Here is a 25,103-nt window from a genome sequence, read left to right on the forward strand (position 1 = left end):
TAATGGGATTTGTTAAAAATGCAAATCTACCTCATTCTAATGTAACTTATTGTGTTGTTTCGGGGCAATATCAATCGGTATTAGAAGATTTAAAAGCTATGAATATCATTCCACTTATCGTAACACCTTGTTATGATGTACAAACTCCTATTTCATGTCATGCGGATATTATTTGCTATCATTTGGGTGGTAGCCGAATCATTCTTTATCCATATACAAAAGAACTTACTTGTCAGCTGGCAAAACTTGGCTTTCAAGTAATACATACTAATAATAGGCTGCAACCAAAATATCCTTACGATATCGCTTTAAATGCTGTAAGTATAGGAAAATGGGTTATATCCAATTTTGAATATACAGATAGTAATATATCGAACGAAATCCCACAAGAAAATAAAGTTAATACCAAACAAGGCTACGCAAAATGTTCCACATTAGTAGTAAATGAAAATGCAATCATCACTTCGGATTCTAATATAAAAGCTGTAGCAGAACGAATGGGAATAGAAGTACTGTTAATACAGCCAGGTCATATTCGATTGGATGGATATGATTATGGCTTTATCGGTGGGTGTGGGTTTAAGACGAATAAGAATACGATGTATTTTACAGGCGACAGCAAGACACATCCCGATTATTACTCAATCAAACAGTTTTTAGAAGAAAGAGATATTACAATAATCAACGGAACCGGAAAAGAACTTATTGATGTTGGCTCTATTCTTCCGATAAAAGAAAAGAGTGGAGAGATATAAGGTATAATTGTAATTTCAAACGGGAACATAAACAAATGAAAAACAAAACGAGCGATGGTTATTCTATCGCTCGTTCATACTGAAGAAAAAGTAAATTTTAGTTAATATTTGCATGATATCAGGTTGATTCTTGATTATATTAATATTGGGCTATCCGCCCAAGCCTGACCATGCTTTTTGGCAATCGCCCCAAAAAGCATGGATAAAAAATGCTTTGTTTTTCAAAATTGTTTTTGATATGACATCATGTCTTAGTTAGTACGAAATTGATAAAGGTAAAGCTTGTACTATATTATTCTTTATTTGCTCCCCTAGATCATTTCTTGTAGAATCGTTATGCGACCAGCAATTGTTCCACGCAATTGCCATTTGAAAAAAACTTATATTTTGTTATATGTCATTTTTGAAAAAACAATTTTCGCAAGTGAATTTCTTTAGAAATTCAGTTTTTACTTGCGTTTTCGTTTTTTACAAGCTGAACGAGCGATGGTTATTCTATCGCTCGTTTCAACAGTTATTATAAACTATTTCTTTCATTGTTTTTTTAAGGTATGAATAAATCGCATTAAGTTATCCATTGTGTGGAATAGATCATCTTTTGCTCTTTGTTTTGCATATTTAAAGTCAACTGCAACACGATTGATGCTGAATATTGCGCTTACACCTTTATCATAAGCTTCTTCAATATCATCACCAATATCACCAACGATTGCAACTAGAGGAATATCATAAAGTTTTGTACGCTTTGCAACACCTATTACAACTTTACCTCTGATGGATTGACTATCAATCTTGCCTTCACCACTGAAAACCATATCAGCATCTTTTGCAAGGCTGTCAAAATTAACTGTGTCAAGAACGGTTTCAATTCCCATTTGCAGTTTGGAATTAAAAAATGCTACCATTCCTCCGCCCATTCCGCCTGCGGCACCAGCTCCTTTTAACTCAGATACGTCTTTATTTAAATCTTTTTTTATTATATTGGAAATATGCTTTAAACCATCATCCAGTTCCAACACATCATTTGGAGTTGCCCCCTTTTGAGGTGCGAATATGAATGCTGCACCGGATTCTCCAAAAAGTGGATTGTCGATATCACACATGGTAATGAATTGTACAGATTTGAGACGATTGTCTAACTCGGTCATGTCAATATGTGCAATATTTTTTAGTGTACCGCCAACTGGTATAAATTCTTTATTGTTACTATCAGTAAACTTAATTCCCAAAGCCGCTGCTGCACCTGTACCGGCATCATTTGTTGCACTTCCGCCAAGTCCCATAATAATTTTTTTGCAACCTTGTTCTAATGCTGATAATATAAGCTGTCCAACACCATAAGTTGTTGTTGCTTTCGGATTTTTATTATCACCTACAAGTGGTAATCCTGCGCAAGCCGCCATCTCGATAATTGCTGTTTCACCATTATCAATAACACCATAAAAAGCTTCGACATCCTCAAAATAAGGACCTTTTACAATAACCTTCTTTTTTTCGCCGCCTACTGCACAAAGAAACGCATCAACACTTCCTTCACCGCCATCTGCAACAGGAATTGAAATGATTTGAGCTGATGGATATGTTTTTTTGATTGATTTCTCCATGATGTCGCAAATTTCGCCTGAGCTCATTGTGCCTTTAAATGAGTCGGGAATAAGAACAATTTTTTTCATTGAATGCCTCCACATCATTTGATTATTATAAATGGGACGGTATGCAATACCATCCCATTTATAAGCATTGTAAAACCTAAAGAAAATTATTTAAGGATAAGTGACAAGATAAATACGCCTGCCATAGAAGCCAAACCTAATACTAAGGTCATCATAGTTTGCGTTTTATAGCCTTGTTGCGGTTCCATTTCACCAAAATTAGTAACAACCCAGAAATAGGAATCGTTTGCGTGTGAAACTGTCATTGCACCGGCAGCTATAGCCATTACAGTTAATGTAGCCATGATAGGAGTTGATAAACCTAAAACACCCATTAAAGGAGCAAGTATGCCTGCGGTTGTAGTTAGTGCAACAGTTGATGAACCTTGTGCTGTCTTCAAAATTGCAGCTAAAATAAATGGGAAGAAAATACCAATTGTTTGGAGTATGGTTGCGTTTTCTGTAATAAATCCTACTAGGCCAGAAACGGAAATTACTTTTCCTAATACACCGCCTGCTGCTGTTACAAATAGAATAGGACCAACTACTTTTAAGGTATCATTTGTGATTTCATAGAAATCGCTCATTTTTTTAGAAGAAGCCAAAAGGATCACGCCAAAAATGGTGCCAACTGCTAAAGCAATAATTGGAGTACCTAAAAACTTGCTGATATCAGCCCACATACCAACCATTTTTGCCATAGAAACGATGGAAGACCAAGCCATTAACAAAATAGGTACAATAATTGGAGCTAGAGAGATAAATCCATTTGGAAGTTTTCCGTATTCAGCAACGAGCTCTTCATAAGTTTTAGTGATTTCGCCGCTATCAGCTTCATCTTTTGATTTTACTTTTTTGCCGATATATTTTGCAAAGAAGAAACCGGCAATTAATGGGAATATTGAAACAAGAGTACCCATTCCAATAACTAAAAGCAAATTATCGCCAATGCCTAGGGTGTTTGCCGCAGCGATAGGTCCCGGAGTTGGAGGAATAAATACGTGAGAGATATATAGACCTGCTGCTAATGCCATTGTCATAGCAACGCTTGAAGTACGTGTACGTTTTACTAATGCTTTACGGATAGGGTTTAAAATAACAAATCCACTATCACAGAAAACCGGGATTGATACAACCCAACCCATTAACAAGATTGCTAGTTCGGGACGTTTTTTGCCAACTAATTTAATAACCATGTCTGCAAGTTTAAATGCAGCACCTGTTTTTTCAAGGATTGTTCCAATAAGTGCACCTAAAATTATTACAATACCGATGCTTGTAAATGTGCCGCTGAATCCTTCGCCAATGACTGTTGCTAAACCTGATGTTACTTTTCCATCAGCTTTTGTGACATTTGTAAGAGGAATACCTGCTACCAATCCTAAGAGTACGGAAACTCCCATTATTGAAAGAAATGGATGGATTTTTAGTTTTGATATTGCTAGAATCATAACAATTATAGCAATTACAAAAGATATAATTAAACCTACACCTTGCATAATTAGGAACATAACGCTTGTCCGATAGAAACAGATAACGGACAAATTACAATTATGTTCAAACACCGCCCTTCATTTTTTATTTAATAAGAGTATTATCTGATGACATAATTATATTATAAACTAAGTTATGAATTCTATGTTTTGAAAGACGATAAATAGATTATAATTTGTTATGCATAACAATGAAGGGCAAATTTAATTCATATCATTTGTCGACTTTGCCAAATGTGTTTATGTTTCGTTGAATATCTCTGTAGAAATAGATAGCATTATAAAACAGCGACGAGTAATGAATAGAACGTGGATCATACCCCGTTTTTTCTTTTAGGCTTTTTAATTTGTATTGAAGAGTGTTTTTATGAATAAATAGTTTTTCTGATGTAGCAGTTATGGAGCCTTCTTCTTTATAAAAGGTTTCTAATAAAATAACCCATTGCGCAATTTCTTTTAAAGAATAGCCTTTAAATATTTTACGGATATATTCCTCTTTCACCATTTCAGGAATTTCACTGGCAAACAGCTCCATATTGATATTGTCATAAAATCGTATTTCTTTTTCTTGTGTTCTTAAACATGCTTGTAATGCTTTCATAGCTTTTAAGTATGAGCTGTGAATAAATGCATAACTACTGATTTGAGTATCAATACCGATACCAAGAACAATATTATTTTTTTGCTCCACTTCATTTTTAATTCGAGTCGCCAATTGATAAATAGCTTTGTCGTTGCAATTACTTACTGCACAAACAATATTGGTTGCGGTTTTCAGCATAATGTTGTTTTTATCTTCTGAAAGAATACGGTTGATTATTTTACAAGCATAGTCAAAATTTTTCTGAGTTGATGCAATGTCTCGTTCGTCAATCGTAATTGGAGACATAACCATTATTCTTCGTTGTATCGTAATATCTATACCTAAAGATAATCCACGTGTTGCCATGGAATGATTCACATTTTTTAAGTCAATACATATCCATTCTTCCACAAAACGATTTCTGATATTTTCATTTAACTCTTTTTGTTCACGATAGGAGCGTTCAAGTAACAAAATTTCAGTCATTTTTTTAATAATCTGTCCGTATTTAACGACTTGCTGGTATGGACCTGTAACGCCAACCACTCCTATGATTTCGTTATTTAAAACAACTGGCAGATTAGTGCCGGATTTTGTACCAACATAGTCATCATCTCCATGTATCACTAATTCGTTTAGTTGTTCGTCAACGACTTTTTTTGCTGCTTCATGAAAGGTGCCTATTCTTGAACTGTCGGTACTTGCAATAATAATTCCATCAGCATTCATCATATTGACACTTTCTCCGATAATGCTGCTTATTTCAGTTACAATTTGCTGAGCGTTTCGTTTTGATAAATCCATTGTATCATCCCCATTATTTTAGTATATGTTATTATTTGTAAATCATTAGCCAAACCGCCGTCAACATGCTTTATGATGTAATTTAATCTTTACTAAAGGATATGTTGTTTTGCTATTTATGTCAAGCGTCGGATGATTTACAGAGAATTTTATTGTAAAATGGGGAAAATGTGTTATTTTAAACAATCAACCTCCTTGCTCAAGAAATAATGAACAAGGAGGTTGATAATTAGCATATTTTTTAATTATAGTTAACTATTATATAAATCTAGTTTATTTGTGTTTAATATTACACAAATTACTTATTGGTTTGAATTCTTTTTTTACTAGCAATAAGTATTACCGCAGCAAATAAAGATAAAGCTACAAATGGCATTATTAGTGAAGTATCTCCTGTTTGTGGATTCTTTGAAGAAACGTTTTTAGCCATTGCTTTTACTGATACTTCACAAGTTGCTACTTGATCACCTGATTTTACAGTTATTGTGGCTTTACCCTCTTTAACACCCGTTACAACACCGTCTTTAACGGTAGCTACTTTTTCATCAGAAGTGAACCAGGACAGTGAATCTGTTGTATTAGATGGAGAAACAGTAGCATTCAATTTGATTGTTTTACCTATCTCAATACAAACTTTGCTCTTGTCTAAAGTTATACTAGTTGTGCTAGACAAGTTAGATTCTGAACTTGGTGCTGTCACAGGATCTTTTGGAGCATCATAGTTTATATTTTCAAATTTATAAATACAATCATTGATAGCTTTAGTATAAAAACCATCTTTTCCAATGGAGTCATCAGGACTTTTAATCATTTTAATAACTAAATTATAAAAATCCCGTAGTTCTTTGCTATCTCCATTTTCAACTATCTCTTCCATTAAACCTAATTTAATACTATTTAATACTTTTATATAATCTGCTTTTGTATAGTTCACAACTACTTGTTTACGCATATCACTTCTAGGAGAACCAATTTTAAATAATAATCTTTCAAACTGTTCAAATGGAGTGTTGGCTTTATACTCTGCCCCCCATGTCTTATATGCAAAAGTGGCATATCTAGGCATTAGTGTTCTGCTTAAAATGTATTCTGATACATAACCATGTGCATCGTCCCAAATTGGAAACATTTGTCCAAGAGATGCTGCTTTTTGCTGTTCAGTTTGTAATAGCTTATCTCCTTCAGGATTACTGCTTCCATAAGAGTAATGATAGCGAGACCATGAGTCATATAGGGATTTTGGTAGAGGTCTATCTAATTTACCTGCGTCTTGCTCAGGCCATAAGTCGTGATACAAACCAGATGAACTTGACATAATATTGTAGCCTAAATCTGCAGTAGAATCCGGAGTTATTGAACCATAAAAACCGCCGGCCCAGAAATCAATAATAATATTTTTATTAAGCTTTGCAGCTCCATTTAACTGCTTCATATTATCATTCCATACTAAAATATTTATATCTGGATTTTCATTTTTAATTTCTTCTGCGGCTTTGTTGAAAAATAGAATAATTGCATCGTATTGCGATGCAGTGTCAACACCTGTTTCTGATTTTGCCCAATTAGATAGCTTAGTTGTATCACCTAAATTTCTACTTTGGAAATATTCATCTCCACCAATATGAATAGTTTTTGCTTTGAATATTTTAACTGCTTCCTTATAAACATTATACATATAATTTCGAACTTCTAGTTTACTAAAATCAAGCCCGCCTGAATTTTCTGATAATCTCCAATCAGCTGGAAAATAGGCAGCTTCTTGTTCAGCATGCCCTGGAAAATCTATTTCGGGAATTACTTCAATATTAAATTTGGCAGCATATTCAACTAATTCTGCAATTTCTTTTTCATTCCAAAATCCACCTTTTCTATCTACCATATGAGGTGCAACTTTTGAATCATAACGAATACCTTCGTTGTCCTTTAGTCTTAATTGTAGTTTGTTTTGCTTATAATAGCCCATTTGCTCAATTTGCTCTTTTAACCATTCTATGGAATAGTAACGTCTTCCTGAGTCTACCTGTAAGCCTCTAACATTTTGATCAGTATAATCTTGTACTGATCCTGGTAGTATTACTTTACGTTGGGTAAATGCTTGTAAAAGTGTCATTGTACCGTTTTGAATACCCTCAATATTATCAGAATAAACAATCAATTTATCTTTATCAATATCTATTTGATAAGCATCCACCGCACAATCCAGTTTCTTAACTTTATTGGGCAAAGTAAAGTTAATTGGTTGTTTAATAACAATAATACCTTGACCTTCAGTTGGCTTGTTAATTTGATTTATTGTGTATTTCTCAATAATACCTTTATTAACCATGCAGTCAGCCAAGTATTTTGTTTTTTCATAGCTAAACTTATCGGCTGAAAATACTTGCTGTTTGGTATTTAAATTAAAATTACTACCTTTTGAATTTTTAATGAAGTTTTGAACCGGTGGAATTACCTGAGGAAAATCTTTTGCAGTTTCGCTATTATATTCCGTGAATATTTTGTCCGTTACAGAATTTGTGGTATCTGCTGTTATTTTAATATTATCAACATAAAATACTCCAGATCCATTATCATTCCCTGTCCATTGAGTATATGCAAATACATATATTTCATTTGTTCTTGGGCTTGTTGTAATCTTATGTTTATTTGTAACCCATTTATTAGTAGATGTACTATTTTTAACAATATTGGATGATAATTTCCATGGAGCGCCTTGATGCCAATAACTATTAGATACTTCAGAACCTTGAATGTCAAGTACTCCAGTTGCCATTGCTACACCTGTTTCATTCAAATAATCAACACTAATTGTATATGTAGTATTTGGCTTAACATTTCTTATTGTTGTTCCCACCATACCTTTACCATAGTTGAATTTCCAAATTGGAATCTCATCTGGTTTTGTCGGCTTCGCATTTCCAACTTTGATAGAATAACTTCCATCACTTGCTTTTTCATTTGTCCTCTCTGCTTTATATGTCTGAGTGTCTAATTTATTGATTTCATTTTCAAAAGATGCATTGTCTAAACTGATTTTATTAGTGTCCATTGCGGTTACCGGAAAGCTCGTTAATAGCATTGTGGCTATTAAAATACCAACTATACTTTTTTTCATTTTCAAATCTCCTTAATTTTTACTAATAAACTATTATATATGTATTAAGTTTTTTTGATCTACCTCCTCTTTCAATGGATCTTATTATGGCTTAATTTTTATTAATTTAATTAGTTGAATTTTATTCAGACGCAATCATAAAATTAGAATACAGTTAATTTGTAATATATATAATGTTCACTACTATTTATATATTCATTATTAAATTAAAACATTAAACCAATGAACTATATTATAATTATCTAATTTTTTTTTTACAAGGTACTAATTTTCTTGTTTTAAGTATAAAAAAGCAGAATTAATATACTTAAAATACTAATTTTAGTACATAAAAGTTAAATTATATATAACTGAAATATATGTATAAATTTAAGAGTTATATCATTGCATTTATTTTAGATATGTGATAAATTATTCATTAATGTAAATATATTATATAATTTGTTTATAATATTTTGAAATATGTATATTCATGCAATCAAATCAGTGTAATAATAATGTTTTGCGAAGGCTTTAATTCAACAACTGAATTGTTATGATATTTAAATTGTCCCAAAATATTGTTTATACAATATATAATATATTATTTTATAAAGTAGTCATTTAAATAAGCTGAATAGAGAAATAGATTTTGCTAATGAAAAGGGGATAAATATGAATAAAGTTTTGATTGTTGACAAGGACGAAGAAACCTATAATCAATTGGACTTGGTTGATTGGAAATCATTAAATGTTACTCAAATTGAAAGATGCTCTGGCTATAACGAGGCAGTATCATTTGGGTGTAAGTTCAAACCAAATATAGTTATTTCTGGTGTTAAATTAGACGATGGATGGGGATATAACTTAATTAACATATTTCACTCAGCTAATATTGAAAGTAGTTTTATTATGATAAGCAAATATGAGGATTATAATTATGTTAGAAAATCATTATTGTTTGGCGCTCAAGATTATATAATAAAACCAATAGATATAACTAAAATTGAGAATATAATTGCTAAAATAAATAGTGATAAATTAAGCTATACCGTTAATAATTTTTTGAAAATAAGTTCAAGTATTGACCCAATAACAAGAAGAGCATATAAGAGCTACTCGTGTATTACATTGAAATGCTTAAATACGTTAAAGCAAGAATACAATAAGCATATATCTTTGAAATATATTGCTGACAAATATGTAATGAATTCTAAATATATAGGTATGCAATTTCTTCATGATACCGGACTCCATTTCACTGATTATCGCTTTATTCTTCAAATGATTATAGCTAAACAACTAATTATTACGACTGATTATAAGATTCAGGATATTGCTCTTCAAGTTGGTTTTATATATCCAAATCATTTCTTCAGCGCTTTTAAAATGTTTTATGGAGAATCTCCAAATGAAGTTCGCAAGACAAATTATTTTAATAAACTTGGCACATAAAATCTATCATTATATATTTATTATTAAATAAAAGCGAAGTTATGTAGCTATTTAATGCCACATAACTTCGCTTATTTGTTACCCTAAAAATAATGATTAACTTTATGAATAGTCAGTAACGAGTGCTATCTAGCACTCGTTACTGCTGCCTAATCCATAGTGTCATTCCGCTGCCGTTCTCATTTGTCGGTCGTTTTTGAAAACCAAACCCTTCATAAAACGATTCTTTTCCGCTTGCCGCCATTAAATTCACCATAACAAAATGTCCTTCAATTAAAGTGCTATTGATATAGTCTATAACATTTTGCATTAACTGTTTTCCGATTCCGTGTCCTTGAAAGCTAGGATTTACAACGACATCTGCAATATATGCAACATATCCGTAATCGCTGATAACTCGAGCCATTCCAATCGGTGTGGAGCCTTGTTGTGCTACAGTAATGAATGCGGAATGCTCTAACCCGAGTTTTGCTTTTTCTAGATGAATCTCGCTCCATCCTACTGATTTTCTTAATACATTGTATTCTTGGGCAGTAAGAGAGTTGGCATAAGTAATATCCATAAATACCTCCTATAAAACGTATTGAAAACATTTCTCAGTTATATTTCTTGAAGCATCTAATTCATTTTCTATGCCTGTGTATTGATAGCCATACTTTTTATAAAATTTGAGTGCCTTTTCATTGATATTCATAGCCCAAAGTTTAATGGTATGGACGTTTTTTGCTTTAAAATAATCGACTGCAAAATCCATTGCATATTTGCCATATCCTTGCCCACAAAACTCAGGAAGAAAGTACAACTGCATTACTTCGCCGACAGGGGAAGTAGGGGTGAGGTTAAAGCTAATCATACCGATTGCATTGGCGTTATGAAAAATTAAGTAATAGCTGTTATTGGAGTCTTGTATTTTTTCTTTGAAATACTCGGTTTGGTGTTCGGGAGTAATTGTGTTCCAATATGATTCAGAAGCAATACCAATATGGCTTGCTTGCCATGCCTTTGAATGAATTAAACCCAGTAAATCAATATTTGTGTCATCCACTTTAATATAGTCTAACATGTAAAAGCCCTCATTATGAAAAGTAATATTTATTTTACCAATTATATAACTTTAGAATTTGTTCGTCAACGTATTCATCAAAAACAAAAACAAGCCATCCTGTATGGAAAAGCTTGTTATTTATCATATTGAGTTGTTAGTTGCTTGCAGGCATATATTTTAAAAGAAGATCCTGTACTCGTTCTTGGGAAGTATTTAGCGAATAAGAAAATTGATTATATAAAACCTCTTCAGCGTTTTTTAAAATACGTTCATCTATCATATGCAGTTTCTTATTCATTTTTTCTTGTTCTATTTTGTGTAGATAAAGTGATTTTAAAAGAATTAAAATCTTTTTAGGATTTCCCGAACCCAATAGCTCTTTATATTGTTTAACTCGCAGATTTTCATTATCTATCCAGTTAATCTCTTCTTTTGGTAACTCTTTTATAAGAGAATAAATTTCGTCTTTTGATAGTGTAGGTCTCATTTTGGCAGTTAGCTTTTCGTTGTGAACGGGAATTGAAATGGTTGAATTATCGTCGTTAATCGGTTTTAAAATATAATATTCAATTCTTTTTCCATCCAATTCTTTTTTAGTAATTTCCGAAATGGTACATACACCGTGTAGTCCGTATGTTATGATGTCGTTAACCTGAAACATTTTATGATATTCCTTTCAATAGTATTATTTTCAAGGCATTTTCCACTATACTAGCAGTTGGCGATTTTATTGTGGCTTTTCGTAGCTAATGGGTTTTAATCTATCTCTTCATGAAGCGCATTTGTTTATGAAGCAAACGGCAACCGCTAATCCACTGAATCAATATGCAATAGAATGCATTTACAGCTTTCAGTTAAGTGGATACAGTCTTGAAATGTGAGTGGTTTTGCATACTCACTTAGGGTGGGAGTAAAAAAGTAATTAATCCTACTCAACTTGTATTACCTCCAAAAAATTATGATATGCCATAAAGCGTGCAGTTTACCTCAACAGAACTTACGTTCTTAAAAAGCAAACCACACGCACTGCTTACTTATACTATACCAACTTTTTTTACAAAATGTAATAGGCAATTTAACTAAACTTTCAGTATAATGCTTGGAAAAGGGTAGAAAGTACTGCTTTTTGTTTGAAATTTCATTGTTTTCTAGGAAAAATGAGTTGATATCCAATAAACAGAATGTAGAATTATTTAAATTATTTTTTATGTTGTAGGGAATGGTCTTGACCATTCCGCCCAACGCTCAAGAGCGTTCCCTATATTTGGAGGCGCCAACCAGATGTTACCCACAGTTCAAATCCGCTCGGATCTTATAAATAAAAAAGACCGTTACTTACGTAACAGTCTTTTTCATTTGGAGGCGCCAACCAGATTTGAACTGGTGATGAAGGTGTTGCAGACCTCTGCCTTACCACTTGGCTATAGCGCCTTATTTAATTGGAGCGGATTACGAGGCTCGAACTCGCTACCTCCACCTTGGCAAGGTGGCGCTCTACCAGATGAGCTAAATCCGCGAATCTTATGCATTAACCAATGGCAATACACAAGAAAAAAGTGGTGGGAACAACAGGGCTCGAACCTGTGACCCTCTGCTTGTAAGGCAGATGCTCTCCCAGCTGAGCTATGCTCCCACAACCTTCGCCGCTCTCAGCGACGAATATTAGTATACTATATGAGACCCATTTTGTCAACACTTAATCTTTATTTTTTTGAATTTTTTATAAGAAAATGTTTCCTATTGGTTCTCAATTAGGTTGTTAAGATCTTCTCTGGAGAACAAATACTTACGATTACAAAAGTGACAGCTTACTTCGCATTCGCCTTGTTCCTCACGTATATTGGTTAATTCTTCTTTACCAATACTGATTAAGGCTTTTTCCACTCTTTGTTTGCTACAATCACATTTATATGCAGTAGTTGTTTCATCAAGTACATTTGGCTCAAGATTTTTTAACAGCAAGTTGATAATATCTTCAGGAGTCATCCCATTATCAATCATAGATGATACAGATTGAATATTACGAATATTTTCTTCAATCGTATCAATACAAGCTTCATCAGCAAAAGGAAGCAGTTGCACTAAATATCCACCAGCAGCTCTTACGGATAAATCAGGATTTACCAAAACGCCAAGTCCGCAAACAGTAGGTGTTTGTTCGCTTACAGCATAATAATTTGTAATATCTTCGGCAATTTCTCCCGATACAATAGGAGTTTGCCCAACATACGGTTCTTTTAAACCTAAATCTTTAACTACACTTAAAAAGCCATCATTTCCAACAGCACCTTTTACATCAAGTTTACCGTATTGATTTAATGGAAGTTCAACGACAGCGTTTTCAACAAATGCTTTTACATTACCGCTGCAATTCGATACTGCAATGAGTGAACCGGAAGGGCCTCCACCATTGATACGAAGCGTTAACGAATCTTTTTCGCCTTTTAACATATATCCCATAATAGATGCAGCAGTAGCAAGTCTGCCAAGGCCGGCAGTAATGACTGCTGAAGTCTGATGTATTCTTTCAATTTCAGCAACAATATCAGTAGAATCGATGGCTGCTGCCATAACGCTTCCATCTGCACTAATTGCTCGGACTAATTTTCCCATAATAAACTCCATTCCTATCCCATAGAGGGTATGATTTTAAAAAGTTGAAAGAACAGAATGATTCTTTCAACTTTACTATTATTATTTCTTTTTTGTAGATTTAACAACATATATAGCACGCTGTGTTGTATCATTCGGTGCTTCAAAAGTATCATCACCATATACACATAATAGCTGTAGATCTGTTTTGCGAATGAAATTCATTAGCTCATCATGCGTATACGCACGTTCGCTAAATTCTTCACAAAACTTATCATATGTATTATCCATGTTTTTGCAGAATAAGTCAAGAGAAATATCAACAGTTACATCATCTCTTAAAGTATTTTGCCATATACAGTATACTTCATCGTAATCATAGATAAAAGTATTATTCGCCAAAATATTTTTGTGCTTATAGGTAGTATTAACATCAAAAATAAAGATACCATCCGGATGTAAGAATAAGCTTACTTTATCAAAGATGGCTTGTACATCCTCGCTGTCACAAATGTGATTGATGCTATCCAATGCACAAATGCAAACGTCCATTGTGCCGTATAAATCAATATCGGTCATATCTTGGCATAGATACATGATATCGTGACCGGATTCATAACGTTTATTCATCGCTTCCGATAGCATCTCGAAAGACGAGTCAATTCCAATCACATCATACCCAAAAGCAGCCATTACTTCACTTAAAGAACCTGTCCCACACGCTAAGTCGACCAAAATTCCGTTGTGCTTACCATATTGATTTAAAATCGCATGAAAATATTCCCCACGTTTGCGATAGGGAATATTGGAAGTCAATATATCATAGTAAGGGGCAAAGTGTTTATAACTAGCCATTCTTTTTTGCAGTCCTTTCAAAAACAACGCTATAGCCATCACAACCGTAAATCAAAGAACGATTGACACGGCTAATGGTAGCAGTACTAGCACCTGTTTGAGAAACAATATCGCTATAAACTCTATTTTCACTTAACATTTTAGCAACTTGAAGACGTTGAGACATCGCTTTCAATTCAGGAATTGTGCATAAGTCTTCGAAGAAATTATAGGCTTCTTCTTTTGTTTCAAGGGTTAAAATTGCGTCTATTAAATATTCAATGTTTTTTTCTTTTAATTTATTATTCATAATAACCTCCGTAACGGTAATTATTGAAACTTTTATTGCTTTCACATTTTAACATATAAAAGTGTGAAAGTAAACAGTGATTTTATATAAATAAATGCTTCTGTATTATGTGAAAATATACAAGACAATTAAAAAAATGGTGGGAATCTATAGTTTACTGCTGTTAAAACAGTAAAAGAAAAACCAATACTTCCATAATAATATTTTTGTAATAATTTTATATTTAAGTGTGAACTTTTTGACTTGTTTTATAGGTTGAATGCATGTTGCTTCATATAAAGTAAAACGCAGCAGCATTTTAAAAATGCTGCTGCGTAAAAGATTATTTTAATTCAATTATACCAAGTTTTTCTGCTGGTACAGGATTTTCATGAGGTCTGAAATAAGTGTTTAATAAATCAGCTGTTTCCGCTTTTTTAAGTGAAATCATAGATAATCCATTTAGCTGTGCTGATTTAATAGGCATATCATGGAACTTAATATTGTCTTTTGCTCCATCCATGACTTTGTCGTAAAGATCAAGTAATTGGCTTAATGTAAAATCTGTTGTAACTTGTTTAATCATTGTAGGAGCAAGCTTTACAATTTGTCCTTTACCAAGAGTAAATACTTTTTGCATAGTAGCTTGCATAAATACACGTTGCGTTTGAATACGGCCTAAATCCGCATTTGCATAAGAATGTCTTTCTCTAACAATTGCTTCCGCTTGTTTGCCCTTTATAGTTTGTACACCTTTTGTAATTTGAATATTATCGCCTCCGATAAAGGAAACAGGAACATTCATAGTAACTCCGCCAATTGCATCGACAATGGAAACAAGTCCATCAATATCAAGAGTTACATAGTGGTCAATTGGAATATTAAGATATTGATTTATTTTGTTTGCAAGTCCTTGAATTCCACCATTTTTCTTACTTCCGTAAACAGCATTGATTTTACCTGTAGCATACTCATTTCCAATATAAGTATCACGTGGAATTTGAATTATGTTAATTTTTTTATTTTCAATATCATAATTGGCAACCATAACAACATCCGTTAGAGTTCCTGCACGATGGCCTTGTTCTCTTCCAATTTTATCAACACCAACCACTAAGATATTCATTTGCTTATCTCTTATGGCTGAAGGAGTTTGAAGCTTTTCACCAAGTGAGCCGGCATCATTGCCTGAGAAAATTTTCGTATTAAAGATGATTACTCCAACAACAGTAAGTACAGAAATAACAATTGCGACTATGCATAAAACAATTAGCGCTTTATTTTTCTTTTTCTTTTTATGTTTATTTATGGTTCGTGTATGTTCTAATGGCGGTGCCTCATAAGTTGATGCAGTTCCTCGAACTACTCTGCTGGATAATGTATTTGTCTGTCTTTTATTATTCCCTTTTTTTATTTTCATTAAAATATTCCCTCGATTCTAGTTTCTATATATGATTCAGTATTTTGAATACGATTGCAAATTACAATATAGAAAACAAACTGACGATTACTACCTTATGTTGAACAATCATGCCGATAGCAGATATATTCAATAAAAAATTGTAAAACTACAAATTAAAAGTATAACATACGGGCAAGACTTAAATGCAAATTATTTGTTATAAATTTATGAATAGATTTACACATAATATTCACAATTTATTGAATCGTAGGTTACCTAATTTTACATATATTTTTAGTAATCATTTATACTCCATAGTATTCATCTAGTACTTCACGAACAGTTTTTTCCCATACTACAAGGTTATAAGGATTGAATGATACTGTGCTGATGTCTTTTAAAACGAATTCAACAGGGCAATTATGCTTTTGGCAAGCGTTTATAGTAGTGATAATTTCTTTTCGAATTTCTTCAGAATCCGTTTTTATTGCTACATTTGCCGGATTTGGCTTGCGAGCATAAACATAGTTTCCTTCTAGCTGTTCTGCACATGATTCTACATTTGCCCAAGGGCTGACACCAACTTTTCTGAGGTTTGGAATCTTTTTCAAGATGCCGATTTTATTATCAAGTGGTTCGCAACATCCATAATAAACAAGACCACATTTCTCCATTAGCTTTGAACTGTAATCCAAATCAAATTCTTGATGCATACTAGGTGAAATGCTGGAAAACATTTGTGCCATGGAACGAAACCAAACATCTTTTAATCTTACAACACCGCCAGTGTAGTCTTTTGCAGGCAAATCACTAGTGTATGCAGGTGTACAATGAAGAGTTGGCAAATCGCAATCTAATAAACCTAATCGCTCATACTCGTTTATTGTGTGTAATCCGATTTCAGTAAATTTTTGAATAATTTGATGTAGAAATTCAGGACGATCAACCATATCCATAAAGATAGGCTCAACACCCCGATAACGTGGAATTTGATCCCATGGTGAATAGTAGATTTCAACGCCGCATAAACGAATAGGAAGAATGTCTTGTAATATATCCTTTGCTAAAGTAATGTTTTGCTCATCAATTTCAGGTTGTCGTTCAAAATTCGGAAGTTTAATTTTTGCTAAATCGTCTTCTGTAGCAAGAATATCATGGTATTCATGAGAAACTATATTATTGTTTTTATCGGTTGCTATTTGGCTTCCATTGACATCTAATCCAATTCCAGAATCGGTGAAAGCTTTTTGAATCGGATAATATGGTTGTACTACCATATCTCCACGGAAATATTTCCATTGAAATAAAGTGCTTCTAAAATACCACTCCATTTGTTTTGCAAATGGGTGATTGCAATGCAATTGAAGTTGACCATCAATATCCATCTCATGCCATGGAATTTCATGAATTAACACAGGGGGTCTCACGATTTTTAAGTCATTTGTTGCTCGCATACGGTTAATACTGATTTTTTGAATGTCTAAATTGGCGATTTCTGCATATTGTCGTGCGAGTTCACGTAAAAGAATTTTTTCATTTTGTGTTATTACCATGGTGAATCAACCCTCTCTTTTAAAATATCAATATGCTTGTAAGTATAATATTTTTATGAATGTTATTCAAATGTTTACTTGATACATTTTTATGGTATTTTGATGTTTGAATAAGGGCACTATGGCATTGGAACATAGTAATCTTTAAATTTCGTAGGAGGAACACCAAATTTCATTCTAAAAGCATGACTAAAGGTCTTACTGTCTCGATATCCAACGCATTGTGCAATTTCTTTTACTGAAACATTTTGCATGAGTAACTTACTTGCTTCATTCATTCTACAATGCAAAATATATTGATAAGGCGTTATGTTTAATTTGGATTGAAATATGCGAATCAGATGCTCAGGCGTATAATTGAAATGGTTGCTGATTTCATCTATTGTAATTGGCTTGGAGTAGTTGCTGCGAATATAGCTTATAATGTTGGAAAATTGATCTTCTGTTTTACTGATAATTTTATTTTGATAACAATACTCTATAAAAGCTTTTACTAAGGTGTGAAAATAGTGATACTCTTTATTATTATCATAAACACAAAGCTTCATTGCTTCAAGCATATGAAATAATATTGCGTTTTCATCTACATCAACTTCAATAAGCGTTTTGATAATAGAGGGGAATAAATCAATGTGCACCCAAAAACAATAAATAGGATTTTTAGGATTGTGGGTTATTTTATAAGAGCTGTAAGACGGAAAAATATATAGCTTTCCACATACTAGTTTTTGACTCATTGTTTTATCTTGATAAAAAACGTCACCGCTTTTTAAATAATAAATTCGAGAAAAACCCGCTGCTTTTGTTTCGTTTACAATCCAGTTAGCTTGTTGTATTCCGTATCCTTGGTCATAAATTTCCATACAATCACCTTCTTGGCTCTATCATAATTCAAATCACTGGAAATGTCAATTATTATGGAGTTTATATCAATAAATGCTGTATACAAGTTTATTTTTATGGAGTATGATTATAGCAAAGTTTATAAAGTGAGGTTCAATTTTTATGATATTATCTCAAAATGACATATCAATATTACAAGAACTAGCGAAAGAGTATATGCAATATGCTACTTTACCGCTGCAACAAAAGAAAAAAGAGCTATGGCTTGCACTCAATCGTTTTGAAATGCAAAGACCAATGATTGTAATTGATCAAATTCCGTGGCATGAAATGGATGTAGATGGTTTCTTGAAAAATCAAGTGAATCATCCATATTGGGCTATGGTAGAAACTGCACTTCGTCAATCTATATATAAATGGAAGTATATGCCTGCGGATATGGTGTTGCCACCATATATTATGTTGCCTCGATTGATTCAAAATAGTGGTTATGGTATAATGGTAGAAGAAGAGCGACTGGCAAGTGATACTGCTAATGATGTAGTTGGGCATAAATTTTATAATCAGTTTGAGGAAATGGAAGACGTTGAAAAAATCGTAACACCAACGATTTCTGTGAATCGTAAAGGCGAACAAGAAATTATCGAGATAGCAGAAACTATTTTCAAAGGAATTGCGCCATTTAAGATGCAAGGTCATACTGTACATTTAGGTCTTTGGGACGCAATTACCCAATGGATGGGTGTTGAAAACTGCTATATAGAGCTTATGGATCGACCTGAGTTAATGCATGCCATTATGGATAAGCTGACGAACTCAACAATTGGTATGATAGAGCAAATGAATAAAGAAGGTGTATTTGATGCATATAGTAATGTTTGTCATTGTTCTTATACCTTTACGGATGATTTACCATCATCCTCTTGCAATTTGGATAATCCAACTTCAAAAGATGTTTGGGCGTTTGGATTGGCACAGCTATTTTCTTCGGTTTCTCCTGCAATTACGGACGAATTTGAAGTTCCATATATGCAAAAGCTATTCCCATATTTCGGCGCAATTTATTATGGCTGTTGCGATCGTTTAGATGATCGTTTAGATATTATTACGAAAATGCCGAATATTCGTAAAATCTCTTGCAGTCCTTGGAGTAACCGTGAAGAGTTTGCAAGAAAGCTGCAAAAAAACTATATCATGTCGAATAAACCAAATCCGGCTTTATTGGCAACGGACTCAATGAGCGAACAAGAAATTCGAGCAGATATTAGAAGAACTATGAAAGCTGCAAAGGATAATAACGTAAATCTAGAGTTGATTATCAAAGATATCAGCACAGTACGTTACGAGCCACAAAGACTATGGAAATGGTCACAAATTGCTTTAGAAGAAGCAGAAAACTATTAAGGAGGATGACAGCATGACTTCAAGAGAAAAAATCAATTTAATATTTAATCACAAAGGCGATGGCTTAGGTGCTATGTGGACAGGACACCCAAATGATAACACAATCCCAATTTATGCAAAGGAATGGGGAATAGAAGAGACCAGAGAAGCAATTTTTGAGCATTTAGAAGATGATTGCAGATGGATTACGGCTGATAGAGGATATCATCATCCCGACGGTGTTCCACTGTTCGACACTTCTTATGGTATCAAACAAAGAGCAACATTAAGTGCAGAAGGCTGTTTTGCTAATGCTGAAACAGTTGCAGATATCGAAAACTATCCTTGGCCAAAGGCTGAGTATTGTGATTTTACAAAGGTATATGAAGAGATAGACAAATATCAAGATAAAATGGTGTTTACAGGTTTATGGAGCCCATTTTTCCATATCGTCGCTGATTTCTTTGGCATGGAGAACTATTTTATCAAAATGTACGAAAATCCTGAAATTGTAGAAGCAGTAACAGAGCGTATTGTGGACTTTTATGTGGAAGCAAACGAGAAATTCTTTGCAGGATTAGGCGATAGAGCTGATGTCATGTTCTTTGGCAATGACTTTGGAACGCAATTGGATTTGTTTATTTCACCGGATAATTTCCGCAAATTTGTAATGCCATCCTTCAAACGCTTAATTGCAGTAGGTAAGAAATATAATAAAAAAGTAATGCTTCACTCTTGTGGCTCTATATATCGTATTATTCCTGATTTAATTGAGGCGGGTGTAGACGTACTTCATCCAATTCAAGCACAAGCAAAGGGTATGAGTGCAGCTGAATTGGCTCAATACAAAGACGATTTAGCTTTTGTTGGCGGTATTGATGCACAATCATTCTTTGTAAATGCAACTCCTGAGCAAATTAAAGAAGAAGTAAGGCGAGTAAAAAGTATTTTAGGTCCAAGCATTGTTATCTCTCCAAGTCATGAAGAGATACTTCCAAATGTGCCTGCTGCTAATGTGTTGGCAATGGCGCAAGCTTCAAGAGAATAGTGATAATAAAATGCCACTCAAGGGAATGAAATCTCTTAAGTGGCATTCTTCATTTTCTGTTATACTTGGTTAATTTCTTTCATTTTAGTAATTCCATAATGATACGATTCTTCTAGTAATGCTTTTAAACTTGCCAATGGCGTATCAGTAGTAGCGCCGTTACCAAGTGTTAAGATAAAACGGCCATTCTTATTTGCATAAGTATCGATCATAAAGCGCACTTCTTCTCTAACTTGTTCAGCAGTTCCATATGGTATTGTTTGTTGTACATCAAAGCCAGCCCAAATGCAAATTTGAGTGCCGTATTTGTTTGCTATATCTACTTCATTCATTGTGTATTTTTGAATCGGATGCAATACATCCAAACCAATTTCGATAAAAGTAGGAATAAATGGCTCAATATTCCCACAAGTATGTAACCAAAAGTGCATTCCAAGAGAATGTGCTTTGTCAAAAAGCCGCTTATAATATGGCTTAAAGAATTCTTCAAATATTTCGGGAGAGAAAAATGGACCGGTTTGAGTACCAATATCGTCTGACGTGAAGATGCCATCCGCATGTAATTCAACTTTTGCACGTTCCATTGCTCTGCAATAAAATTCAGTTAATTTATCAAATAGACGATGCACTTCATCAGGATATAGATAAAAATCAGTAAGGGCATTTTCCATTCCTCTTAAAGACCATAATCGCTCAAAAAAACAGAACCACCAGTTTACAAGACGATACTTTCCATCATCTTCAGGGCATTTTGGAATTAAGTTTGGATAATCAGGATTAGGAAAGTTTTCTAAAACCTCATCTAGCTCATCCCAATCTTCAATTGCGATAATCGAATCTAATCCAATTGCTATGGAAGATTCTTTTTGCGTTTTCTTCACCCAACGATAGTTTTCGTCGTCAATAGGTGCTTTGAATACATCGGGAAAATTTAAATTCACAACAGATGCATCGTATGGATAAACTTCCGTTAATTCTCGAGCTTCTGTTTCTTTATCGCCGAATATAATTGGATTGCACCAAAAGTTATACATGGTAGGAATTCTGTTTCCTGCACATTTTCCTTCAATAATAGATTTCATTTCATCTTTAGTAAAGCATGGATATTTCATATAGTTTCTCCTATTTGCAATTGTTATTACATTCTATTATAATAAAATGTAAGTAAACATCAATACACAAATATATTTAGTGTGAACAAAATCACTTTAGGAGTATGTTATGCAATCTAATCAATCAAAAACTTTTCTTCTTGAAATATTATCATGTGTTCATATTACCAAATACAATTCTCCACAAAACAAAACCTCATATGGAAGACGGATTTCACATGACTTTGAGCTAGAGCTAATTTTAGACGGATGTGGGGAAATTTATTGTAACGGAGAATGGATTGAAACGAAAAAGAATCGTTTGTTTTTGCGTTCAAAGGGAATGGAGCTTGAAGGAATCACTCCGTATTATTCGTATTTTATTGTGTTCGATTGTGATAAAAAAGATATCTTTGATGATATGCCTTTTTATATTGACATCGAAGACGAGTTTTATATAAAATCTTTGTTTGAAACAATCTATGCGCAGTATAATCGGCAATCTTATGAACGTGAGTATGTGCTAAAAGGCTCACTTTGTATGATCTTAGCTTATATTATTCGTAAAAATGAGCAAAACAAACTACAAAAGCAAAGCAATATTTATCAAGTAATGAAATATATCAATCAAAATATAGAAAACGAATTGCTTTCTTCAAATTTAGCAAAAATAGCAGGATTATCCCAAAATTATTTTGTAAAGTGTTTTAAAGAAATTACGGGTAAAAACCCAATAGAATATATTAATGATGCCAGAGTTTTAAAAGGATGCAGTATGTTGGTTTCTACTAATTATAGTGTGGAAGAGATTGCAAGACAATGTGGTTATCCATCAGCCTCATATTTTTATCGGAAATTCAAGCAAAAAACCGGTGAAAATCCGGCATCTTATCGTAAGAAAATGCGAATATATAATACGTTTGAATAAAATAAAAACCTATTCAAAAAGAATAGGTTTCAGCTTTAAAAAAACTTAAAACGCAAGAAAAAAATTGGATTTTAGAAGTAGTTTACTTGCGAAAATTGTTTTTTCGAAAATGACATAAAGTAAAATTTACGGCTTAATCAAATGCTAATCGCGTGGAATAATCGCTGGTTGCATAACGATTTTCCAATCAATTGTCTAGGGGAGCAAATAAAGAATAACATAGCACAAACTGAAACTTTTCAGGTTTGGGCGGATAGCCCAATATTAATATAACAAGAATTAACCTTATATCTTGCAAATGTAAATAATAAATCTTTATCTACACTCTGAAACCTATTCAAAAAGAATAGGTTTTCGTATTTAAGTTTCATTTTATTAATCTAATACACCTGTGATTCCGTTTGCAACCATTGGTGCTTTGCGATTAAATGGAGATTCAATCGTTGTTGTGCCACCTTTTTGTAAGCTTTGCATAACTTCTAAAACGTGGAATGTTTGCTCGCAATTTGCTCGAAATGGACGATTGGTTTGCAATGCCTTCGCCATATCAGCAAGACCTAAAGCACGAGAATTTTGAGAATAATTAAAGCAAAGAGGGATTTCTTTGTATGTACCATCTTGTGGTTTTAATAGCTTAATTGAACCATCAAAGCAGTTGGGATCAGGTACAATTAAAGTACCCTCTGTTCCATAAATCTCAAAACGGGCTTGAGAATCAGAATAAACATCAAAAGTAGTGAAAATTGTTCCAACAGCACCACTCTCAAAGTTTAAAATGCCGTTTACATGAGTTGGCACTTCTACATCAACAGTCTCGCCAAAATGTGGTGCACTAGTAATTGTTCTGGTTTTAAAGTTTGCTTTTGCAACACTCATAGTAGAAGAAATTCGACCAAGCAAGTTAACAAGAGCAGTAATGTAGTATGGTCCCATATCCATCATTGGTCCGCCGCCATGTTTATAATAGAATGCAGGATCTGGATGCCAGCTTTCATGTCCATGACAAATCATAAATGTTGCGGCACCAATTGGCGTACCGATAAATCCATCATCAATTAGTTTTCTACAAGTTTGAATTCCAGCACCCATAAAAGTATCAGGAGCTCCACCTAATAATAAGTTTTTCTCTTTTGCAATTGCAACTAATTCTTTGCCTTCTTCTAAAGTTGCAGCAAGTGGTTTTTCAGAATAAACGTGTTTTCCTGCTAATAAAGCAGCTTTTGAAACGCCATAATGCTCATATGGTCTTGTTAGGTTTAAAACAATATCTACATTTTCATCTGCAAACACTTCATCCATTGTATCATAGATAATAACATCTGGATTTGCATCCTTTGCTTTGAGTGCCTTTTCTTTGATTAAATCACAAACTGCATAGAGTTCTAGTTCTTTATATAATTCAGTAATATTTTTTAAATAGATACCGCTAATGTCGCCAATGCCGATAATACCAATTCTAACTTTATTCATAGTCATACCCATTCCTTTCAAACTTTCACCTTAATACATCTTTGCATCATTTTCAAAACGCTCTGTTGTTAATTTGTTTGCAACAGCATATTCTTTGCCTTCGCCAGCCCAAACCATACCACGTTCCATCATGATTTGTGCGTTTGGTGAATGGTCAAAAACATCATCATGATGACCTAAAGAAGTATAGAATACTCTGCCGTTACCCCAAAATTTCGTCCAAGCAACAGGCATATCAACTGGCTTGTTTGAAATATGGTAATAAGGAACAATAGGGAAGCGTGTAGTAGCTAATACTTCGATAGAAGGGTCAATATGTAAATAGTAATGCTCGCTACAAACAGGAAAATCTTCAAGTCCCTCTGTAATTGGGCTTGAGCCAGTATTGATGTTGACAGTATAGTTGATTCCATCTCCACCCGGATGGCTCACCCATTGACCGCCTGTTATGAATTGCCATTGCGTATTTTGACGAAAAGAATCACACATACCGCCATGACAGCCTGCTAAGCCTGTACCGTTCGCAACTGCTTTTGAAATCGTTTCTACATATTCCTCTTTAATTTCGCCCATTGTCCAACAAGCAACAATTAAATCTAATCCCATAACCATTTCCACATCAGCAAGAACATCTAAATTATCGCTGATTGTAACTGAATAATTGTGTTTTTCCAATAAACCTGCGAATCGTTTTGAAGTGAGTTCTGGCTCATGTCCATCCCAACCGCCTTGTAAAATAAGTGCTTTTTTCATAAGATTTTTCCTCAAGCTTTCTATAGTTTGTGTGTT

21 protein-coding genes and 3 tRNA genes are annotated in these 25,103 nt (G+C 33.5%); 5 read left to right on the forward strand and 19 right to left on the reverse strand.

Features of this window, described 5'->3' with window-relative positions; all coding sequences use genetic code 11:
• Positions 1-2 precede the first annotated feature (2 nt).
• Positions 3-755, forward strand: a complete 753-nt coding sequence (locus RBG61_RS12610; RefSeq protein ID WP_307944064.1) for a DUF6873 family GME fold protein — start codon at positions 3-5, stop codon at positions 753-755.
• Between the two features lie 533 nt (positions 756-1,288).
• Here RBG61_RS12610 and RBG61_RS12615 read toward each other — a convergent pair.
• From RBG61_RS12615 to RBG61_RS12630, 4 genes are all read right to left on the reverse strand, one after another.
• Positions 1,289-2,428: a glycerate kinase gene (locus RBG61_RS12615; RefSeq protein WP_307944068.1), complete on the reverse strand. Its 1,140-nt coding sequence runs from the start codon at positions 2,426-2,428 to the stop codon at positions 1,289-1,291.
• An 86-nt stretch (positions 2,429-2,514) separates the two neighbouring features.
• Positions 2,515-3,918 (reverse strand): GntP family permease, encoded by a 1,404-nt coding sequence (locus RBG61_RS12620; RefSeq protein WP_373889711.1) that lies wholly within the window; start codon positions 3,916-3,918, stop codon positions 2,515-2,517.
• A 196-nt stretch (positions 3,919-4,114) separates the two neighbouring features.
• Positions 4,115-5,287, reverse strand: coding sequence for a CdaR family transcriptional regulator (locus RBG61_RS12625; RefSeq protein WP_307944071.1), 1,173 nt, complete (start codon positions 5,285-5,287; stop codon positions 4,115-4,117).
• A 298-nt stretch (positions 5,288-5,585) separates the two neighbouring features.
• Positions 5,586-8,402, reverse strand: coding sequence for a family 20 glycosylhydrolase (locus tag RBG61_RS12630; RefSeq protein WP_307944074.1), 2,817 nt, complete (start codon positions 8,400-8,402; stop codon positions 5,586-5,588).
• 654 nt (positions 8,403-9,056) lie between these two features.
• On the opposite strand from RBG61_RS12630, the gene RBG61_RS12635 reads away from it, so the two are divergent.
• Positions 9,057-9,836, forward strand: coding sequence for a response regulator transcription factor (locus RBG61_RS12635; RefSeq protein WP_307944076.1), 780 nt, complete (start codon positions 9,057-9,059; stop codon positions 9,834-9,836).
• A gap of 139 nt (positions 9,837-9,975) precedes the next feature.
• On the opposite strand, the gene RBG61_RS12640 is transcribed toward RBG61_RS12635, so the two are convergent.
• The 12 genes from RBG61_RS12640 to RBG61_RS12695 all read right to left on the reverse strand — a co-directional run bounded on the left by RBG61_RS12640 (position 9,976) and on the right by RBG61_RS12695 (position 18,414).
• Entirely contained in the window at positions 9,976-10,398 is a 423-nt protein-coding gene (locus RBG61_RS12640) for a GNAT family N-acetyltransferase (protein ID WP_307944077.1), read from the reverse strand.
• Between the two features lie 9 nt (positions 10,399-10,407).
• Entirely contained in the window at positions 10,408-10,899 is a 492-nt protein-coding gene (locus tag RBG61_RS12645; protein WP_307944078.1) for a GNAT family N-acetyltransferase, read from the reverse strand.
• Positions 10,900-11,035: 136 nt separating this feature from the next.
• Entirely contained in the window at positions 11,036-11,542 is a 507-nt protein-coding gene (locus tag RBG61_RS12650) for a CarD family transcriptional regulator (protein WP_307944080.1), read from the reverse strand.
• 696 nt (positions 11,543-12,238) lie between these two features.
• A tRNA-Cys gene (locus RBG61_RS12655) sits at positions 12,239-12,312 on the reverse strand.
• Between the two features lie 9 nt (positions 12,313-12,321).
• Positions 12,322-12,397 (reverse strand) — tRNA-Gly (locus RBG61_RS12660).
• Positions 12,398-12,438: 41 nt separating this feature from the next.
• Positions 12,439-12,514: transfer RNA gene (locus RBG61_RS12665), tRNA-Val, on the reverse strand.
• Positions 12,515-12,618: 104 nt separating this feature from the next.
• Positions 12,619-13,494: an Hsp33 family molecular chaperone HslO gene (gene hslO / locus RBG61_RS12670; RefSeq protein ID WP_307944081.1), complete on the reverse strand. Its 876-nt coding sequence runs from the start codon at positions 13,492-13,494 to the stop codon at positions 12,619-12,621.
• An 81-nt stretch (positions 13,495-13,575) separates the two neighbouring features.
• On the reverse strand, positions 13,576-14,328 hold the full coding sequence (locus tag RBG61_RS12675; protein ID WP_307944083.1) for a class I SAM-dependent DNA methyltransferase: 753 nt from the start codon (positions 14,326-14,328) through the stop codon (positions 13,576-13,578).
• The gene (locus RBG61_RS12680) at positions 14,321-14,617 is read right to left on the reverse strand and encodes a YerC/YecD family TrpR-related protein (protein ID WP_307944086.1); all 297 of its coding nucleotides are present in this window, start codon (positions 14,615-14,617) and stop codon (positions 14,321-14,323) included. The genes RBG61_RS12675 and RBG61_RS12680 overlap by 8 nt, the downstream gene beginning before the upstream one ends.
• A gap of 322 nt (positions 14,618-14,939) precedes the next feature.
• A complete protein-coding gene (locus tag RBG61_RS12685) occupies positions 14,940-16,016 on the reverse strand; it encodes an LCP family protein (protein WP_307944088.1) in 1,077 nt (358 codons plus the stop codon).
• 287 nt (positions 16,017-16,303) lie between these two features.
• Positions 16,304-17,551: a hypothetical protein gene (locus RBG61_RS12690; RefSeq protein WP_307944090.1), complete on the reverse strand. Its 1,248-nt coding sequence runs from the start codon at positions 17,549-17,551 to the stop codon at positions 16,304-16,306.
• Positions 17,552-17,670: 119 nt separating this feature from the next.
• Entirely contained in the window at positions 17,671-18,414 is a 744-nt protein-coding gene (locus RBG61_RS12695) for a helix-turn-helix transcriptional regulator (protein WP_307944091.1), read from the reverse strand.
• A gap of 142 nt (positions 18,415-18,556) precedes the next feature.
• On the opposite strand from RBG61_RS12695, the gene RBG61_RS12700 reads away from it, so the two are divergent.
• Together RBG61_RS12700 and RBG61_RS12705 are read left to right on the forward strand one after the other, a co-directional pair.
• The gene (locus RBG61_RS12700; protein ID WP_307944094.1) at positions 18,557-19,798 is read left to right on the forward strand and encodes a hypothetical protein; all 1,242 of its coding nucleotides are present in this window, start codon (positions 18,557-18,559) and stop codon (positions 19,796-19,798) included.
• Positions 19,799-19,811: 13 nt separating this feature from the next.
• Positions 19,812-20,825: a uroporphyrinogen decarboxylase family protein gene (locus RBG61_RS12705; protein ID WP_307944097.1), complete on the forward strand. Its 1,014-nt coding sequence runs from the start codon at positions 19,812-19,814 to the stop codon at positions 20,823-20,825.
• A 59-nt stretch (positions 20,826-20,884) separates the two neighbouring features.
• Here RBG61_RS12705 and RBG61_RS12710 read toward each other — a convergent pair whose 3' ends face one another.
• The gene (locus tag RBG61_RS12710) at positions 20,885-21,937 is read right to left on the reverse strand and encodes a uroporphyrinogen decarboxylase family protein (RefSeq protein ID WP_307944099.1); all 1,053 of its coding nucleotides are present in this window, start codon (positions 21,935-21,937) and stop codon (positions 20,885-20,887) included.
• A gap of 109 nt (positions 21,938-22,046) precedes the next feature.
• Between RBG61_RS12710 and RBG61_RS12715 the strand changes: the two genes are divergently transcribed.
• Positions 22,047-22,844, forward strand: a complete 798-nt coding sequence (locus RBG61_RS12715; protein WP_307944101.1) for a helix-turn-helix domain-containing protein — start codon at positions 22,047-22,049, stop codon at positions 22,842-22,844.
• Positions 22,845-23,219: 375 nt separating this feature from the next.
• On the opposite strand, the gene RBG61_RS12720 is transcribed toward RBG61_RS12715, so the two are convergent.
• Both RBG61_RS12720 and RBG61_RS12725 read right to left on the reverse strand, forming a co-directional pair.
• Entirely contained in the window at positions 23,220-24,314 is a 1,095-nt protein-coding gene (locus tag RBG61_RS12720) for a Gfo/Idh/MocA family protein (protein ID WP_307944104.1), read from the reverse strand.
• Positions 24,315-24,344: 30 nt separating this feature from the next.
• On the reverse strand, positions 24,345-25,067 hold the full coding sequence (locus tag RBG61_RS12725) for a ThuA domain-containing protein (RefSeq protein ID WP_307944106.1): 723 nt from the start codon (positions 25,065-25,067) through the stop codon (positions 24,345-24,347).
• Between the last annotated feature and the right edge of the window lie 36 nt (positions 25,068-25,103).

Source organism: Paludicola sp. MB14-C6 (assembly GCF_030908625.1).
GTDB lineage: Bacteria > Bacillota > Clostridia > Oscillospirales > Ruminococcaceae > Paludihabitans.

Excerpts from the sequence above, each read along its gene's own strand:
- RBG61_RS12610 (WP_307944064.1), top strand. The coding sequence starts at position 3 with ATGGGATTTGTTAAAAATGCAAATCTACCTCATTCTAATGTAACTTAT.
- RBG61_RS12615 (WP_307944068.1), bottom strand. The coding sequence starts at position 2,428 with ATGAAAAAAATTGTTCTTATTCCCGACTCATTTAAAGGCACAATGAGC.
- RBG61_RS12620 (WP_373889711.1), bottom strand. The coding sequence starts at position 3,918 with ATGTTCCTAATTATGCAAGGTGTAGGTTTAATTATATCTTTTGTAATT.
- RBG61_RS12625 (WP_307944071.1), bottom strand. The coding sequence starts at position 5,287 with ATGGATTTATCAAAACGAAACGCTCAGCAAATTGTAACTGAAATAAGC.
- RBG61_RS12630 (WP_307944074.1), bottom strand. The coding sequence starts at position 8,402 with ATGAAAAAAAGTATAGTTGGTATTTTAATAGCCACAATGCTATTAACG.
- RBG61_RS12635 (WP_307944076.1), top strand. The coding sequence starts at position 9,057 with ATGAATAAAGTTTTGATTGTTGACAAGGACGAAGAAACCTATAATCAA.
- RBG61_RS12640 (WP_307944077.1), bottom strand. The coding sequence starts at position 10,398 with ATGGATATTACTTATGCCAACTCTCTTACTGCCCAAGAATACAATGTA.
- RBG61_RS12645 (WP_307944078.1), bottom strand. The coding sequence starts at position 10,899 with ATGTTAGACTATATTAAAGTGGATGACACAAATATTGATTTACTGGGT.
- RBG61_RS12650 (WP_307944080.1), bottom strand. The coding sequence starts at position 11,542 with ATGTTTCAGGTTAACGACATCATAACATACGGACTACACGGTGTATGT.
- hslO (WP_307944081.1), bottom strand. The coding sequence starts at position 13,494 with ATGGGAAAATTAGTCCGAGCAATTAGTGCAGATGGAAGCGTTATGGCA.
- RBG61_RS12675 (WP_307944083.1), bottom strand. The coding sequence starts at position 14,328 with ATGGCTAGTTATAAACACTTTGCCCCTTACTATGATATATTGACTTCC.
- RBG61_RS12680 (WP_307944086.1), bottom strand. The coding sequence starts at position 14,617 with ATGAATAATAAATTAAAAGAAAAAAACATTGAATATTTAATAGACGCA.
- RBG61_RS12685 (WP_307944088.1), bottom strand. The coding sequence starts at position 16,016 with ATGAAAATAAAAAAAGGGAATAATAAAAGACAGACAAATACATTATCC.
- RBG61_RS12690 (WP_307944090.1), bottom strand. The coding sequence starts at position 17,551 with ATGGTAATAACACAAAATGAAAAAATTCTTTTACGTGAACTCGCACGA.
- RBG61_RS12695 (WP_307944091.1), bottom strand. The coding sequence starts at position 18,414 with ATGGAAATTTATGACCAAGGATACGGAATACAACAAGCTAACTGGATT.
- RBG61_RS12700 (WP_307944094.1), top strand. The coding sequence starts at position 18,557 with ATGATATTATCTCAAAATGACATATCAATATTACAAGAACTAGCGAAA.
- RBG61_RS12705 (WP_307944097.1), top strand. The coding sequence starts at position 19,812 with ATGACTTCAAGAGAAAAAATCAATTTAATATTTAATCACAAAGGCGAT.
- RBG61_RS12710 (WP_307944099.1), bottom strand. The coding sequence starts at position 21,937 with ATGAAATATCCATGCTTTACTAAAGATGAAATGAAATCTATTATTGAA.
- RBG61_RS12715 (WP_307944101.1), top strand. The coding sequence starts at position 22,047 with ATGCAATCTAATCAATCAAAAACTTTTCTTCTTGAAATATTATCATGT.
- RBG61_RS12720 (WP_307944104.1), bottom strand. The coding sequence starts at position 24,314 with ATGAATAAAGTTAGAATTGGTATTATCGGCATTGGCGACATTAGCGGT.
- RBG61_RS12725 (WP_307944106.1), bottom strand. The coding sequence starts at position 25,067 with ATGAAAAAAGCACTTATTTTACAAGGCGGTTGGGATGGACATGAGCCA.